Genomic DNA, 16,159 nt, shown 5'->3' on the forward strand with positions numbered 1-16,159 from the left:
AAATAAGTGTACTTAGTAAAAAATGAGGTGAATGTACGTTTTGGGGAATGCGATCCTATGGGAATTGCTCACCATTCTCATTATTTTCATTGGTTTGAGCTGGGTAGGTTTCAAATGCTAGATAAGACTGGTATAAACCAGTATTTAAAACAGGAAAAATTGTATTTTCCAATTATTGATATAAGATGTACCTACAAAAAATCAGCTCGTTTTCAAGACGACTTAATTGTAGAAACCTATCTTAAGAATGAAAGTAAAATTTATATAGAATTTGTTTATAAATTATTCCGCAAGAGATGCCGAGTTTTGCTAGCGGAAGGATTTTCAAAACATGTTTTAACACGGTCGAATAATCAATTAATTAGTAGATTACCAGAAGAAATTTTAGAAAAGATTCAATTTGAAAATAGCGGGGGTGTCATATGATTACATTTATTTTTCCAGGACAAGGGTCCCAATCAGTAGGGATGTGTAAAGGGTATTTAGATAAATACCCAGACATATTTGTACCATTATTTGAAGAAGCAAATGATACGCTTGGATTTGATTTAAAGCAATTATGTTTATATGGGCCAAGTGAAAAATTAATAGAAACAAGTGTTACACAACCAGCTATTCTCACGGTAAGCACAGGAATATCAAGGCTTTTACATTTGAACGGTATAAGACCATCTAAAGTGGCCGGTCATAGCTTAGGACAATTTTCTGCCCTAGTAGAAGTAGGTTCTTTACAATTTTCAGATGCGCTATCCATTGTTCGAAAGCGCGGTCAACTTATGAGTAATGTAAAGAGAGAGGGATGCATGTTAGGGGTTGTGTCGAATACTTATCAAACATTATTTGAAGTTATAGAGGAATCTAAACAATATGAAATTGATATTGCTGCCTATAATTCCCCTACACAGGTTATTTTTTCTGGAGAGAGTAAGAGCATTCTTAGGTTTCAAAAGGTATTAGATCAAAAAAATGGTATAAAAACTAAAATACTCTCAACTAGTCATGCATTTCATTCGCGTTTAATGGAAGAAATGGTTCTTGAGTTTAAGGAGTATTTAAATTTATTTTCGTTAAAAAGTGCCCAAATACCAATTGTTTTAAACTGTTCAGGAAAACCAACTACAGATAGAATCAATATTTTACAAGATATAAAAAGACAATGTGTAGATCCAGTTATGTGGCAAGATACTATCTATACTTTATTGAATAATGGTACGAAACACTTTATAGAAGTAGGTCCCGGAAATACGTTAACCAAGTTATGTCGCTCCTTTAAACAGAACATATCTGTATCCTCTACAGAAACACCGATGTATTTAAAAAGAAGTCTTACTATGATAGAGAAAGAATTTAAGGAGGAACAGGTTTATGTTTAATGGAAACGAAGTGGCATTAGTTATCGGAGGATCAAGAGGCATTGGTAAAGCAATAACAATGGACCTAGCCAATCAGGGCTTAACTGTTTACTTTACGTTTCAAAGTAATCAAAAATCAGCAAATGAAATAGCCAACACTATAGAAGCAAAAGGTGGAAAGGCATTTCCTATGCATGTAGATATTACAAATGAAGATTCTATTCATAAATTGTTTCAACACATACGCTCAAAGGAAAAAAGAATAGATATTTTAGTAAATAATGCAGGAGTTATTAATGATGGATTTGCTGCAATGATGAGCGAGGAAAAGTGGGATCATGTGGTTGATTTAAATTTAAAAGGAACCTTTCTTTGTTGTCGACAAGCATTAAGAATCATGATGAGACAGAAAAGAGGTTCTATAGTAAATATCACGTCGACAAGTGGAATAACGGGTGCAAGGGGGCAATGTAATTACTCTGCTTCAAAGGGTGGGGTTATTTCTTTAACCAAGACCTTAGCATTAGAAGGTGGGGAATTCGGCATTAGGGTTAATGCAGTTGCACCTGGTTTTATACAAACAGATATGACAAAAGGAATGGATCAACAAACATTAAAAAGGATGTTAGAACTAGTGCCGCTTGGCAGAATTGGGGAACCTAAAGAGGTAGCACATCTAACAACATTTTTATCCTCTAATTATGCAAGTTATATCACTGGGAAAGTTTTTACAGTGGATGGTGGATTAGTTAATGGCTAAACAATAGATGATTAAATGACGAATTTTGAGTTAAACAAGGAAATGGGGAAAACAGATGTTTACGTATGTAGAAACAAAAATTATTGCTGCAAAAAGAAAACAATTAACTACTAGAATTAAAGAAATTATTACTGAGAGATTAGATTTAGAAATCGAACCGCATTTCATTACTGATGATCAGCCATTATTCGGAAGAGGCTTAGGAGTGGATTCCTTGGATGCATTAGAGCTATTTCTGGCAATTGAAGAGGAATTTGGAGTTGCAGTGTATGACGAGAATATGGCAGTACTGGGTTCCATTAATAAAATTGCTGATTTTATTGAAGAAAATAGGGAGGATGATGTGAAGTGAGACCGGTATTAAATGCAGATCAAATCCGAAATATCTTACCACATAAATGGCCATTCCTTTTCTTAGATAAAGTTATTCAACTTGAGCCAGGAAAGAGTGGAATTGGTATTAAAAATGTAACAATAAGTGAACCCTTTTTTGAAGGGCACTTTCCAAATGAATCAATTATGCCTGGAGTGTTAATTATTGAGGCTTTGGCACAAATGACGGCTGTTGTTTATGTTACAGGAGAACTAGCAAAAATAGATGCACATGGCGCATGTTCACCTAAAATAGATCCCAGTTCATATGTGGGTTATTTAGTTTCTGTACGTAATATGAAATTTTTAAAACCTGTAGTACCAGGAGACCAGCTAGAATTACATGTCCAAATTGGAAGATCACTTGGGGTAATCTCACAAGTAGAAATCACGGCTTATGTAGATAAAAAGAAAGTTGCTACTGGTAGTATTCAAGTTTCTAAAAGAGTTGAGGAAATATGATCCATGGTATAGATGTTCAAGTTCGTGAGTGTACAGAGGCAGATAGTGAAAAGTTAGCTCACTTTTATAATAAATATCAATATGGACCTATTAAATATGGGTATCCTTTAAATAAGCAAGACATCAAGCAATTATTTCGAGAGCGGAAGATACAGTTATATTTAATTGCTGAATATGAAAATGAAATTATAGCCACCTTATTATTTTCTAGTTTGTCAGGTCAAAGAGCAGCAGTTTCAGATGGAACCTGGGCAGGATTCTTTTTAATCCATCCAGAATTTCGTTCGGGAAATATACCAGATAAATTATTTGCTTATGCAATTAAAAATCTTATCCAACAAGATATTAAGTATATTGACACAGAAGTGAATCCGGAAGATAAAGTAGCCATGGCACTCTATAAAAGAGTGGGGTTATATCAAACAAGTAGGTCGTATATAGACTATGATGGCTACTTGAATTTAAGGAGCTATTTACCTTATGTTATTAGTTATCTATTAGATGCATTTAAACCGATTATTTCAAAAAGTGACCAAGATATATGGTTATCTAGAGGTTGGAAAACAGTTAGGGGATTGAAATCCTTACGTTCTATTCAGAGTAACGCCATAACAAAAAATGGAATTGAAGTTGTAAAATATGCTATTAATCTTGGAGCAAAAGATGTGAATTGTTGGGTCGATATAAAAAGTGAAAAGATTACTGAGGTAGAAACAGAACAAGTACGATTCACTAGTTATATTTTAGAAGGAAACAATTTAATCGTTGGAGAGAAGATTCACATCTGTTATGTATATGAACACCATTTTCCGAATCCTCTTGAAGCTAGTATTTCATCGAAGATAGGGAAAGATTACTTAATTGATTTAAAGAAAACTTTTTATCCAAATAAAAAGTACGAGTGGGAAGAAGTTATAACAGTAAATAAGGAAATAGAGGGAGAGCTTGTTACTAAGTTAAAAGCAAAAGAACTAGAATTATCTGTTCATTTTGGAGTAACCATAGCAAATCCGTTAGAAGTAAATGTTGCTAATTATCCTAAGTTAATTAATGGAAAAGAATCTGCATGTATCGTTAATGTAAAAAATAATTCTTTAGATAGATTAATTTACAAACTACTTATTCAACAAGAAAACTCGAAAATACTAGATTTCATACCGCTAGAAAAACACCAAATCTGTATCATAGAGCCGGGTGAAATAAAGGATCACATTATTGTATTGAATCCTAAAAAAATTGGTATCACTAATATGACATTTTCGGCTGTTAGTCATCAAAATAAAAATATTGGGGCATTAAAGGCAATAATTCCGATTCATGCGCATGGGAAAAATCATGTTTATGAAACAAAAGAATACTTAGTTCTAGAAAATATGTATATAACTGTACAAATAAGTAAAAGTACTGGTTGTTTATATATATATGACCTTAGAAAGCAGCAATTATTGGCAAAAGAAGCATGGCCAGATCTAGATTATCCATTTTTAAATGCAGTAAAAGAACCGAAAGTAAATGAGCTGTCATGGGAAATAACATCTGATTCATGTTTTGAAATTACTCATAAGGTCACAAGATTAAAGAGAAGCATTTGTTTTTTGTCAGATAAGATAGTTCAAATAAATGATTTCGCACAGGAAGGAAAATATATAAAAATATATCCTTGGTGCATGTTATATGATGCGAAAATGACGGTACCACTAAAGAGTGGGCTAGTTTCTAAACCTATGGTATATGGTGAGTATCCATATGCACTACATGACTATGAATTTGTAAATCAATTTGATCTACCTAGTCATCCAAACATGTATGAGCGAAATTATACATTGTTTGAATCGCAAAATATTAATATTGGATTTATATGGAAAGGAAATATAGAGCGTATCCTATTTGGATTAAGATGGATGCCAGCGGTAATATTTAAACGGAATGATAAAGAAAAATGTATAACAAAAACGCACTATTATACTTTATGTTCCCATGATAGCAAAGATGAAGTGGAAGAAATCTATAACGATATTACTAGTCATACATCCAAATTCATATCTAATAAGATTCCGTACTCAATTGAGACTGACCAATTTCATATTATAAATGAAAACGGGGAATTTCATATTCATGGAAGTCTAAAAAACTTATTTTCTTCCATATTAAAGGGGAAATTAACATTGTTTTTCCCTCAGACATCTTACGAACAACAATTGTTTATACAAGACATAGAATCTATAAGCAATTTTAATTTTGAATTTAGTGGAAAGGTTAATTGGTCAAAAGCTCATTATGCCGTACTTACGTATCAAGATGAATTAAATAGAAATGCGATAACTAAAAAAATATATCTTTTCCTTAAAGGAAGAAATAAATTAACATATAGCGAAAAAAAACAAGAATATCTAGTTCAAAATAATGTACTAAATTTAAAGATTAAAGTAAACCAAAGTAGTAAAATAACGGAATTCATGTATAAAGATAAAGAGATTTTAAAAGAAAACTCAGTATTAAGTTCTTATAATTTTTTACCCGGTGTAATGATACCAACAGCTAACTCTTATACTCCAGATTGTAGGAAAGATTTGAGCATTAATTCAATATATCTCAATAAAAGTAATCATTCAGTAGTAGCAACGGAAAATACATATAAGGAATTTATTAATCAGATTTTCTGTCAATCTGATGAGTGGAAAGTTAAATATACAACTGTATATGATCTACCTGTTTTACAAATACAATTGAAAAGCCTACAGAAAGATAAAATAAAAACTAGTGTCTTTCACTTATTCTGGGAGAAAAAAGGAAAAACAAAAATTAAAAAGATGTATTATTGGCAGAATGGAGAGCAAAACACGTTAATACCAAATGGCAAACAAAGAAAGATTTATTTAGATAATAAGGTAATTCTCGAATTATCTAATGGGTTATTTGTATCTATTTTAGCATTATCACATAGTACAAAATGTTTTATATACGAATGGCCCAAAAAAGGGATACAAATCGGAATATATGGTAATCAGAATGAATTTAATGATGGAGATATTCGCTTTAATATTGCAGTTGGAGAAACTTTACTTGATAGTGAATACTTTTCGCAAATTTTAGTAGAGGGGAATAAGACATGAAAGTATTGTTTATTGCACCTAGTCATTTTAGCATTGGTGAGTTGCATAATGCCTTATGTCTAGCTAAACAAATTCAAAAAGATGGGGAAGTTTATTTTTTAACAAGTGAAAAATTCTCATGGTATGCCAGTAAATCTGTAGCCAATGTTACATCACTAACAAAGGGGCTAAAACAAAAAGAGGTTATTAAACAGATAATTAATTCTTTTCAGCCTGATGCAATTGTTTTAGCTGATTACCATAATTTATTTTTAGAGTCTCCAATTATTGATCTTGATTATCTATTAAACCTACACATACCTTGTTTCTCTATTGATTCTTTAGCTTGGGGTAGTGAGGACAGATTATTAGAAAATAAACTATTTAAAAATGCAAACTACAATAGCTTAAAGAAAAGGTCAGTGATTGAACTGCCTAAAATCCCGTCTCAATTTAAGCTAATTAGAACGTGTCCAGTGAATAGTCATAAACAAGATAATAAGGAGATTGTTTCTGTCAAGTTGTATAAAGAAGCTTTAGAAGTAGATGAAGAGAGAAAAATGAAAATACGAGCACAACTTGGTTGTAGAGAACAAGATAAATTAATTATGATTGCAAAATCATCATGGGCCAACTTATTAGTAAAAATGAGGCTCATGGAGAAGAAACAGTACAATGATGCAAAGTTTAGCTATGAATTTGTATTACAAGAACTATTAAGTCTATACCTTCAGGACTTTCCGAGTGATACATGTATTAAATTTATTGGGGTTTCAGATGAGACTAAATTTGTTTCTATGAAAAATGGAGGGAAAATAGAATTTGTTTCACTACCATTTCTTCATTTGGAAGAATACGAGCAACTAATATTATCGTGTGATTTATTTATCACCGATAATATTACATCCTGCTCAATGGGAAAAGCGGTATTTGGAAAAATACCTGTGATTAGTCTTGTAAACCATATGGGAAATGAAGAGTTAAGGGCTCAAAGAGATAGCTTTAGCCCTACCTTAAGAGGCATTATAGACAAATGGAATTATATAATACCTAATGGACTTTATCCATTTCTTGTATTTCCAAATGGATGGCATAAAGAATTAGCTCCATTGATGGAGCAAAATGATTATTTTAAATGTGTGTATACTTGTGAAATTTTTGATTTAAAGGAAACCAATCAAACAATATTTAATATGCTGTATAGCAAAACTGAGATTGAGAAATTAAAGAAAATGCAACAACTATATATAGATAATGTCTGTAATTTACCGACAATAAATGATGTGATAAAGAGAGAATTGGGGGCACTTAATCATGAGTAATCAAATTAATATACAAAAAGAAAAAAATGAAGCATATGATGCAGTACGTAGCGGAATAGGTGTAATAGATTTATCGGAAACAGGAAGAATTGTTGTAAAAGGGGAGGACCATGTAGAGTTCCTAGATCGTTTAGTTACGAAAGATATTATGTTTATGGAAGAAGAAACTACACTCTTTACCTTATTGTTACAAGAAGATGGGTCTGTAATCGATATAATTAATCTATTTAAAAATGAGGATTCTATTACAGTTATTACTACACCGAATAAAAAGGACACTGTACTAGCTTGGTTAGAAAATCAAAAGACAAATGGCATTGAGATTATAGATATAAGTCAAACACATTCTCTCCTTGGATTTGAAGGCCCTTATGCATGGAGATTAGCTCAACAATTTTTAGATTTCGAAATATCATCACTACCATTTCAATCATTTGTGTTAAATCAATTATTTGGAAAGGAAATTCTATTGGCAAGAACAGGTGTAACAGCAGAGTATGGTTATCAATTATTGTTTGAAAAATACTTAGAACCAATAGTCGTTGAAACCATAAATTCTTTTAATGATGACGATATTAACTTAAAAAAAGTGGATTGGGAAACATTAGAGACGTTAATGTTAGAAATTCGACATCCATATTTTGAATTTAAACATTTAGAAGAACTAAATATTTTCGAAGCTAGTTTAGAATGGTTTATTGATTTTTATAAAGATGAATTTTACGGAAGAGAATCCTTAGAACAGCAATCGGAAGCTGGAGTAAATAAAAGAATTGTGGGATTCACGACAGGAATAGAGAGTCAAATTACAGTTAATGATGAGATTTTTATAGAAGAACAATTAATTGGTAAAGTTATTGAACTTAAAGAAAGTCCTGTATTAAACATGAGACTCGGGGTTGCTTTATTAGAGGAACCATTTGCTGTTTCAGGAATTGGATTTTATGTAAAGAATAAAGAAAATGCGTTGTATGAGGCACATACTCAATCTTCACCATATATTCTACCTAAATCATGGTCAATCAAAATACTGTAAAGGTGATGGCATATGAACATAAATAATCAACGAATCGTCGTGACTGGCATGGGAATTATTTGTTCAAACGGAAATAGTGTAAAGGAATTTTGGGACAATATTAAATCTGGGAAATCTGGTATTAAAGTAATCCAAAATATCGATATGGCTGAAATGGTAACTGATTATGGCGGAGAGATTGAAAACCTTCAGGTAGATGATTACTTCTTTAAAGATGAAACAAAGGATATGGATCGATGTGGAAAATTAGGTGTCATGGCGGCAAGGGAAGCCGTTGAAAACGCAAAATTAAAAATAGAAAACTTAAATCCATACCGAGTTGGAATATCATTAGGCACATCTTTAGGAGGCATGTTGAGCGGAGAAGAATTTCATGAACAGTGGATCAAAGATGGAATTGAAAAAGCAGATGAAACGTTACTTTTTAAGTATCCAATCCATACCCCTTGTGACAATATTACTCGAGACTTAAAAATAAAAGGACCAAAAATGATTATTTCCAATGCATGTGCCGCGGGTACAAATTCAATTGGTTTTGCGCTGGATACAATTCGAAATAACAAAGCAGATATTATGATAACCGGTGGTGTAGATCCTTTATCTAAATTGTCAATGAGTGGTTTTAATAGTTTACAAGCACTAGCACCAACGCCACCATCGCCCTATAGCAAGAGTAATGGCGTGGTAATCGGAGAAGGTGCAGCCATTCTTGTTTTGGAATCATTAGATCATGCGGTTGAAAGAGGTGCAAATATCCTTGCTGAAGTAGTGGATTACGATTTATCTTCAGATGCATATCATCAGACGGCCCCAGATCCAGGTGGGGAAGGTGCTTTGAGATCCATGCGAGGTGCTTTAAAAAAAGCCAACATAGATGCGAAGGACGTAAGCTATATTAATGGACATGGTACAGGTACACCAGCAAATGATGTATCAGAGCCAAAAGCAATTCGCACATTGATTACTGAAAATAAGACACCAGTTTCTTCAACTAAATCAATGATAGGACATATGTTAGGAGCCGCAGGGGCGGCGGAAGCAGTAACAAGTATCCTTGCTATTCAACATGGATACTTACCCCCAACTATAAACTTTGAAGTTGAAAATCAAAAGTTTAATCTAGATTTTGTACCTAACGTAGGTAGAGTAAGTGATTTGAGTTATGTACTATCAAATTCATTTGCTTTTGGTGGGAACAATGCAAGTATTTTATTCAGTAAGTACAATGAGAACCACGAGTTATCAGCGGAAAAGGAAACGATAATTAAAGAAAAAAAAGTCGTAATTACTGGTGTAGGGGGACTTGCTGGAAATTCTTCAAATCTTAAAGAAATTAAAGATTGTATGTTTAAAGGGAAAAGTGGTACCTCAAAGATTAAAAAGTGGAATGACAATCCTAAGTGCATACAAGCTGGGAAAATACCAGAACAAAACTATCGAAAGCTAATCCATCCTAATTTATTAAGGAAGATGGATTCAATTAGCAAACATGCAGTATTGTCAGTGAAAATGGCGATAGAAAACGGAAACTTAAAGATAGATAAAAATAATAGGGACAAGATAGGAATTATTTTTGCTACAGGTACAGGACCAGTTGGAACGGTAGAATCATTTAACCGGATTATTATCCAAGAGGGTGTTAAGGCTGCCAATGCTAAATTATTTCCAAACACAGTTATGAACGCAGCAGCTGGACATATTTCATTAAACTTTAAAATAAAAGGGCCTACTTCAACTATTTCATGTGGCGGGGTTTCTGGTATTAGTGCACTATACTATGCCTATGCCATGATTCAATCTAGTGATTATGACACATTCATTGTGGTAACGGCAGATGAAGTAAATAATCCAATAATAGAGGGACACTCAAAAATAAAAAGATACTTAACAACTGAGAATATAAGTCCTTTTGATTGTAATAATAGCGGTACCATACTTGGTGAAGGGAGCGTTGCCTTTATTGTAGAAAGTGAGGAGGCAGCGTTAAAAAGAAATGGTAATATTTTAGCTGAAATTAAAGGTTTTGGGTTAACATCTGATGATAGTAAGATAGGGGATTTAAATCATCTAGGAAAGGCATGGGAGGAATCTATGCGTTTAGCAATGAAAGAGGCGATGATTTCTCCAGGAGAGATAGAATATATTTGTGCAGCTGCCAATGGTCATACATATTTTGACCGTATTGAAGAGAGAGTTATAGAACGTATATTCGGAAATGGAGCTCCTGTTAGTGCCACAAAATCTATCTTTGGGGAAACTCATGCAACTGCAGGCCTTCTTTCTCTCATTAGTGTAATATGTGCATTTGATGGTGAAATACCAGCTACGCAAAATGTAAAGAGTCATAGAGGCAGAATAGATCTCGTCACAGAAAATCCTCGTAAGGCTCTGGTGAGCAATGCTTTAATTAGTACATATTCTTATGGTGGTAATTATAATTCTGTTGTAATAGGAAAATATTTAAATTAATTATTTATGTAGGAGGCCACTTTTATTAAGTATGTATCGGTCTCCTGCAAAATAAGCTATATAGTTTTTAAAGCTTAGGCTCTTAATTGAGCATATCAGAAAAATTATGAAGGAGCACAATGCCATGAAAGGTATCATTCTTGCAGGTGGGAGCGGTACTAGATTGTACCCCCTTACCCAAATTGTATCAAAGCAATTATTACCTATCTATGATAAACCCATGATTTATTATCCTTTATCAGTACTAATGTTGGCGGGGATAAGAGAGATACTAATTATTTCAACACCACAAGATATTAATAAATTTGAGCAAATGTTAGGTGATGGTTCAAAATATGGAATTACTCTTTCATATACTGTTCAGCCTTATCCAGAAGGTATAGCACAAGCATTTATAATCGCTGAGGAGTTTATTGGAAATGATAATGTAGCTTTAATTCTTGGCGATAATATCTTTTATGGTCATGGACTAACAGAATTACTAGAAAAGGCTGTTAAGAAGAAAAGGGGAGCTACAGTTTTTGGTTATTATGTCAATGATCCAGAGCGTTTTGGAGTAGTAGAGTTTGATTCTAAAAAGCATGTAATTAATATCATGGAAAAGCCAAAGGAACCAAAATCAAACTATGCAGTAACTGGTCTGTATTTTTATGATAAACGTGTGATAGAAATAGCAAAAACCATAAAACCGTCTAGTCGTGGAGAATTAGAGATAACAGATATAAACAAAGAATATCTTAAGATGGGAGAATTAGAAGTTGAATTATTGGGAAGAGGCTATGCATGGCTGGATACAGGCACACACGAATCATTATTAGAAGCAGCACAATTTATAGAAACGATTGAGAAAAGACAGAGTTTAAAAGTAGCCTGTTTAGAAGAAATTGCATTTAAAAAGAAATATATAACCAAGCCACAACTATTAAAAATAGCAAATTCGGTAAAGGAAAATCAATACAGCCGATATTTATTAAGGGTTGCCCATCAATAGCATTTAAATGAATGGAGAGAGAAGAATGCGTAAAATTCATACAGCATTAGATGGTGTTTTTATTATAGAGCTTGATAAATGCAGTGACAAACGTGGTTACTTCATAGAAACATATAATAAGAAAAAATTTGAACTTTTAGATTTACAGGGAGAATTTGTACAAGATAATCAATCATTATCTGTTCACACAGGCACGATACGTGGGCTGCATTATCAGTTGAATCCTAAAGCCCAAATGAAGGTAGTGAGCTGCATTTCTGGTTCTATTTACGATGTAGTGGTAGATATTCGAAAGGGATCCCCTACGTACGGGCAATGGTTCGGAACAATTTTAAGTGAGTATAATAACCGTCTACTTACCGTTCCTAAAGGGTTTGCACATGGTTTTTGTACAATAGAACCTAATACTATCGTCCAGTATAAAGTAGATGAGTATTATTCCCCTAACCATGAAGAGGGAATTCTATGGAATGATGAAACGATAGGAATATTTTGGCCAACTAATCAACCAATTTTATCAGAAAAAGATAGAAAACTGCCTAGATTAAAAGATACTAATATCAACTTTGTTTATGGGGATGATTTTAATTGAAATTATTAATAACGGGTGGGGCAGGTTTTATTGGTAGTAATTTTATTCGTTACATTTTAAAGAAATATCCTCAATACCAAATTGTAAATGTAGATTTATTAACATATGCAGGAAATTTATCTAATCTCAAGGAAATATCATCAAATCAGAATTATAAATTTATTAAAGGGGATATTTCAAATGAAATATTCATAGATAAGTTATTTAAAAAAGAGAAATTTGATTATGTATTAAATTTTGCAGCAGAATCTCACGTTGATAGAAGTATTAAAAATCCCCATATCTTTGTTCAAACTAACATATTAGGTACACAAGCCTTATTACAATCAGCATATAAAACAAAAGTGAAAAAGTTTGTACAAATTTCTACAGATGAAGTATATGGAACATTATCTCAAACAGGTGCGTTTACAGAGCATTCAATAATAGCTCCTAATAGTCCTTATAGTGCAAGTAAAGCTAGTGCGGACTTAATGGTACGAGCGTATCATGAGACATTCGGTTTACCTATGAATATAACTCGTTGTTCCAATAATTATGGTCCCTATCAGTTCACGGAAAAATTAATACCATTAACAATAACTCATGCGTTAAATAATAAAGATATTCCTCTATACGGTGATGGATTACATATAAGAGATTGGCTTCATGTAGAGGATCACTGTGTAGCTATTGATTTAGTTCTTCATGGTGGAGCAGATGGGCACATTTATAACATCGGAGGAGATAATGAATATACAAATCTAGATATTGTACAAAAAATAATCAAATTCCTAAATAAAGATCAATCGCAAATTACATTTATCTCAGATCGCTTAGGACATGATCGACGTTACGCCATGGATGCTACTAAGCTGAAAGAAGAATTAGGTTGGAAACCAAACTATCTATTTGATGCTGGACTCACTCAAACAATTAAGTGGTATATAGATAACCCTACTTGGTGGGAATGAATTTTATTAACTAAAAATTACATAAGTTAAACGAGGAATTTTAAAATGAAGATACTGATAACGGGAGTAGATGGACAACTAGGACAAACTTTAATGCAAGTACTCAGCAGAACACATCATGAGCTATATGGTGTGAATCGAACCACGTTAGATATTACAAATAAAATAAAAGTTAGCTCTTATCTTGATAGGTTAAAGCCAGATGTAATTGTACACTGTGCAGCATTTACAAATGTAGATGGGGCAGAGAAAAATAAAGGGCTGGTATATGAAGTGAATGTATTAGGTACCAAGTATATTGCTGAAGCTGCAGGGAGAATAAAATGTAAATTTGTATATATTAGTACGGATTATGTATTTGATGGCGAAAAGCATACACCATACAATCTTGAAGATCGTCCTAATCCATTAAATATATATGGAGAAACGAAATTGGCTGGAGAACATTTCGTAAAAAAATACACGAAGAAACATTTTATTATTAGAACGTCCTGGATATTTGGAAAGGGCGATGGTCACTTTATTGCTAAGATAGGAAAAATAGCAAGTCTATATGGTGAAGTACGTGTAGTATCAGACCAATTTGGCTCACCTACCTATGCAATAGATTTAGCAAACTTTATTGAGGAGTTAGTAGAGACGGATCAATTTGGATTATATCATGCGACAAATGAAGGAGTATGTTCGTGGTATGAGTTTGCAGTTGAATTTTTTAAAGACTTCAATACAGATATCAATATAATTCCTTTAGCGACGGAAGAATTCCCGCAAACAGCCAATAGACCTAAATATTCAGTGTTAAGCAAAGAATGCATTATCTTGAATGGATTAAAACCATTAAGACATTGGAAAGAAGCATTAAATGAGTATAAGGATCAATTAAATAGTAGATAATCATTTTAATTTATATAAAATCAGCAAGTAAATATATTTTTATTTTTTTAGTAAGTTTCATTTTAATTATTTTGAAACTTTTCGTTTATAAAGTATTAACTGTAAAATAAAAAACCACTCCTTTAAGTAGTGGTTTTTTATTTTACAACTATGCATTAAATCGTAACAAAAGCCATTATACATTCGCTGAAAGATTAACAGTACATTTACTATTTTAACATATTAACATTCAAATAAATGTTCCAATCTAGTGAACTTTAAAATTTTGCTTACTTTGATATAAAAGCTTTTTATGGTATGAAATAAGTTCATCACGGAGGAAATTTAAATTATAAGTCTTTCTTTGCATATATTTTCAGAGATAGTAGCATTGATATAAGACCAATAACAATTGAAATAAAACAAGGCATCCATGTTAGGACAGTTGGTGAGAATGGAAAGATGATTTTAAAATCGATTTGACTTAATTGTAGACCCCGTATAAGAGTAGGAGCAACAAAAGGTATTAAAAAGGCAGTTAAAAGTGATATGATTTTTTTTTTGTCATAACCAAATTTAAATTGAACAGGAAGGAGCAATGATATTTTTCATTTCTTTCAATGTTAATTCATCATAAAAATATCCCTCATCTAGCACAATACCAATTTTGTTTTTGGACTTTCTTTCATGCTCATCCATATCGTTTCCTAAAAAATTAATTTTTCCAGAATCTTTTAAAATTAGACCAAGGATTGCTTTAATTGTAGTGGTTTTCCCAGAACCATTGGTACCGATAAATCCTGTTATACAGTCGTTATTAATTCTAAAGGTAACATCTTTTAACGAGAAATTTTCATAACATTTATTTAAATTATTCACTTCTAACATAACATTCATTTTTTATTCTCCTCCTCCATATACAAAAAGCATAAAAGATTACAAACAGGTCAAACTCTATATTAATTAAAAACGTTAAGATATTAGAAAGAAGCACTAAAAGAGAATAAGGAGTAAATAATTATTTAAATTAGTTCAATTTCAATTTATTGTAACTCTATAGTTTTTAAATTATTAACTTCAAAACAAAAAAGCCCCTTACTTTAGTGGCTTTTTTGTGGGTAATGAAGATCAAACACTAAATTGAAACACAATCCGTTACGCATTCACTGAAAGGTTGACCGCTTACATTAATTATTTTAGCATAGTTGGATTCAATTGAATGTTCCAATCTGGTGAACTTTCAAATTTGAATTAATTTAAAATATAGCATGGTTTTGTATTTTAAAGGAGCAAAAGTAGGGAAAGGTATGTCTCTAAAAAAGTAATAAATTTACTTATACCAACTTAGATACAAGTAAGTTTAGTTTATGGAGTTATTATTAAATTATTTAATCAAAAATTTAATAATAGTAGCTTATTGAAAATGTGACCAGATCCTCTTTTAGAATTAAGAAGCCTTATATAGAATTTGGTTAATTGACTTTTCTCTGAAAGGGGTCCTGCCGCATCGCTATCAAGCTAAAGAAGTAGGTCACCCCAAAAAAGAGAAAATACGTTAAATTCTCATAGATAACTATCTTATATTAATTACATAATTTAGTGTGATATAATGATATAAAGATATTGTATTTAAAAGGGGGATTCAAATTGGTTAAAAACTTACCTTTACTAATAGTGATTTTACTACTAGGTATCAGTTCTTCTACATTAAGCACGAACGGATACTTTTCTCCAGTTATAGAATGGTCTTTAATGATTATAAGTATTATTTTGAACATTACTGCAGTGATAGGTTTATCATTACACGTCCTTGTATATCAACCTATGAAAAGATTTGATAAAAATTTAAAAGAGACCTTCAAATAAAATAATTATATTTGAGGTA

Annotated in this window: 14 protein-coding genes and 2 pseudogenes; 14 read left to right on the top strand and 2 right to left on the bottom strand. The window is 32.1% G+C overall.

Translation table 11 applies throughout. From position 1 onward, the window contains the following. The first annotated feature begins 6 nt into the window (after nt 1-6). From OXT04_RS13940 to rfbD, 13 genes are all read left to right on the top strand, one after another. On the top strand, nt 7-426 hold the full coding sequence (locus OXT04_RS13940; protein WP_267415337.1) for an acyl-CoA thioesterase: 420 nt from the start codon (nt 7-9) through the stop codon (nt 424-426). Further along, nucleotides 423-1,373 (top strand): ACP S-malonyltransferase, encoded by a 951-nt coding sequence (locus OXT04_RS13945; protein ID WP_000627585.1) that lies wholly within the window; start codon nt 423-425, stop codon nt 1,371-1,373. Before OXT04_RS13940 ends, OXT04_RS13945 begins: the two co-directional genes overlap by 4 nt. Next, complete coding sequence (gene fabG, locus OXT04_RS13950) at nt 1,366-2,112, top strand: 3-oxoacyl-[acyl-carrier-protein] reductase (RefSeq protein WP_000481738.1); 747 nt, start codon at nt 1,366-1,368, stop codon at nt 2,110-2,112. Before OXT04_RS13945 ends, fabG begins: the two co-directional genes overlap by 8 nt. Nucleotides 2,113-2,167: 55 nt before the next feature. Continuing rightward, nucleotides 2,168-2,464: an acyl carrier protein gene (locus tag OXT04_RS13955; protein WP_000495740.1), complete on the top strand. Its 297-nt coding sequence runs from the start codon at nt 2,168-2,170 to the stop codon at nt 2,462-2,464. Next, nucleotides 2,461-2,946 (top strand): 3-hydroxyacyl-ACP dehydratase FabZ, encoded by a 486-nt coding sequence (fabZ, locus tag OXT04_RS13960; RefSeq protein WP_001247960.1) that lies wholly within the window; start codon nt 2,461-2,463, stop codon nt 2,944-2,946. Before OXT04_RS13955 ends, fabZ begins: the two co-directional genes overlap by 4 nt. Next, nucleotides 2,943-6,059 carry a GNAT family N-acetyltransferase gene (locus OXT04_RS13965; RefSeq protein WP_267415347.1) on the top strand — a complete coding sequence of 1,039 codons (3,117 nt, stop codon included), beginning with the start codon at nt 2,943-2,945 and terminating at the stop codon, nt 6,057-6,059. The genes fabZ and OXT04_RS13965 overlap by 4 nt, the downstream gene beginning before the upstream one ends. Then, nucleotides 6,056-7,360 (top strand): DUF6365 family protein, encoded by a 1,305-nt coding sequence (locus tag OXT04_RS13970; protein ID WP_267415349.1) that lies wholly within the window; start codon nt 6,056-6,058, stop codon nt 7,358-7,360. The genes OXT04_RS13965 and OXT04_RS13970 overlap by 4 nt, the downstream gene beginning before the upstream one ends. After that, on the top strand, nt 7,353-8,396 hold the full coding sequence (locus OXT04_RS13975) for an aminomethyltransferase family protein (RefSeq protein ID WP_098251417.1): 1,044 nt from the start codon (nt 7,353-7,355) through the stop codon (nt 8,394-8,396). Before OXT04_RS13970 ends, OXT04_RS13975 begins: the two co-directional genes overlap by 8 nt. Before the next feature lie 12 nt (nt 8,397-8,408). Continuing rightward, complete coding sequence (locus tag OXT04_RS13980; RefSeq protein ID WP_267415353.1) at nt 8,409-10,865, top strand: beta-ketoacyl-[acyl-carrier-protein] synthase family protein; 2,457 nt, start codon at nt 8,409-8,411, stop codon at nt 10,863-10,865. A gap of 124 nt (nt 10,866-10,989) precedes the next feature. Next, nucleotides 10,990-11,856 (top strand): glucose-1-phosphate thymidylyltransferase RfbA, encoded by an 867-nt coding sequence (gene rfbA / locus OXT04_RS13985; protein WP_098255944.1) that lies wholly within the window; start codon nt 10,990-10,992, stop codon nt 11,854-11,856. A gap of 25 nt (nt 11,857-11,881) precedes the next feature. Further along, the gene (gene rfbC, locus OXT04_RS13990) at nt 11,882-12,448 is read left to right on the top strand and encodes a dTDP-4-dehydrorhamnose 3,5-epimerase (protein ID WP_001226088.1); all 567 of its coding nucleotides are present in this window, start codon (nt 11,882-11,884) and stop codon (nt 12,446-12,448) included. Next, entirely contained in the window at nt 12,445-13,401 is a 957-nt protein-coding gene (rfbB, locus tag OXT04_RS13995; RefSeq protein WP_098255945.1) for a dTDP-glucose 4,6-dehydratase, read from the top strand. Before rfbC ends, rfbB begins: the two co-directional genes overlap by 4 nt. A gap of 45 nt (nt 13,402-13,446) precedes the next feature. Then, nucleotides 13,447-14,295, top strand: a complete 849-nt coding sequence (gene rfbD, locus OXT04_RS14000; protein ID WP_098255946.1) for a dTDP-4-dehydrorhamnose reductase — start codon at nt 13,447-13,449, stop codon at nt 14,293-14,295. A 329-nt stretch (nt 14,296-14,624) separates the two neighbouring features. On the opposite strand, the pseudogene OXT04_RS14005 reads toward rfbD, so the two are convergent. Both OXT04_RS14005 and OXT04_RS14010 read right to left on the bottom strand, forming a co-directional pair. Next, nucleotides 14,625-14,873 (bottom strand): annotated as a pseudogene (locus OXT04_RS14005) (ABC-2 transporter permease); the annotation flags it as partial. After that, nucleotides 14,863-15,171: pseudogene (locus OXT04_RS14010) on the bottom strand (ATP-binding cassette domain-containing protein); the annotation flags it as partial. The pseudogenes OXT04_RS14010 and OXT04_RS14005, both read right to left, overlap by 11 nt. A 750-nt stretch (nt 15,172-15,921) precedes the next feature. Here OXT04_RS14010 and OXT04_RS14015 point away from each other — a divergent pair. Then, nucleotides 15,922-16,140, top strand: coding sequence for a hypothetical protein (locus OXT04_RS14015; RefSeq protein ID WP_000240399.1), 219 nt, complete (start codon nt 15,922-15,924; stop codon nt 16,138-16,140). Nucleotides 16,141-16,159: the final 19 nt, after the last annotated feature.

Source organism: Bacillus sp. GC_Bacil_1 (genome assembly GCF_026540675.1).
Classification (GTDB): domain Bacteria; phylum Bacillota; class Bacilli; order Bacillales; family Bacillaceae_G; genus Bacillus_A; species Bacillus_A cereus.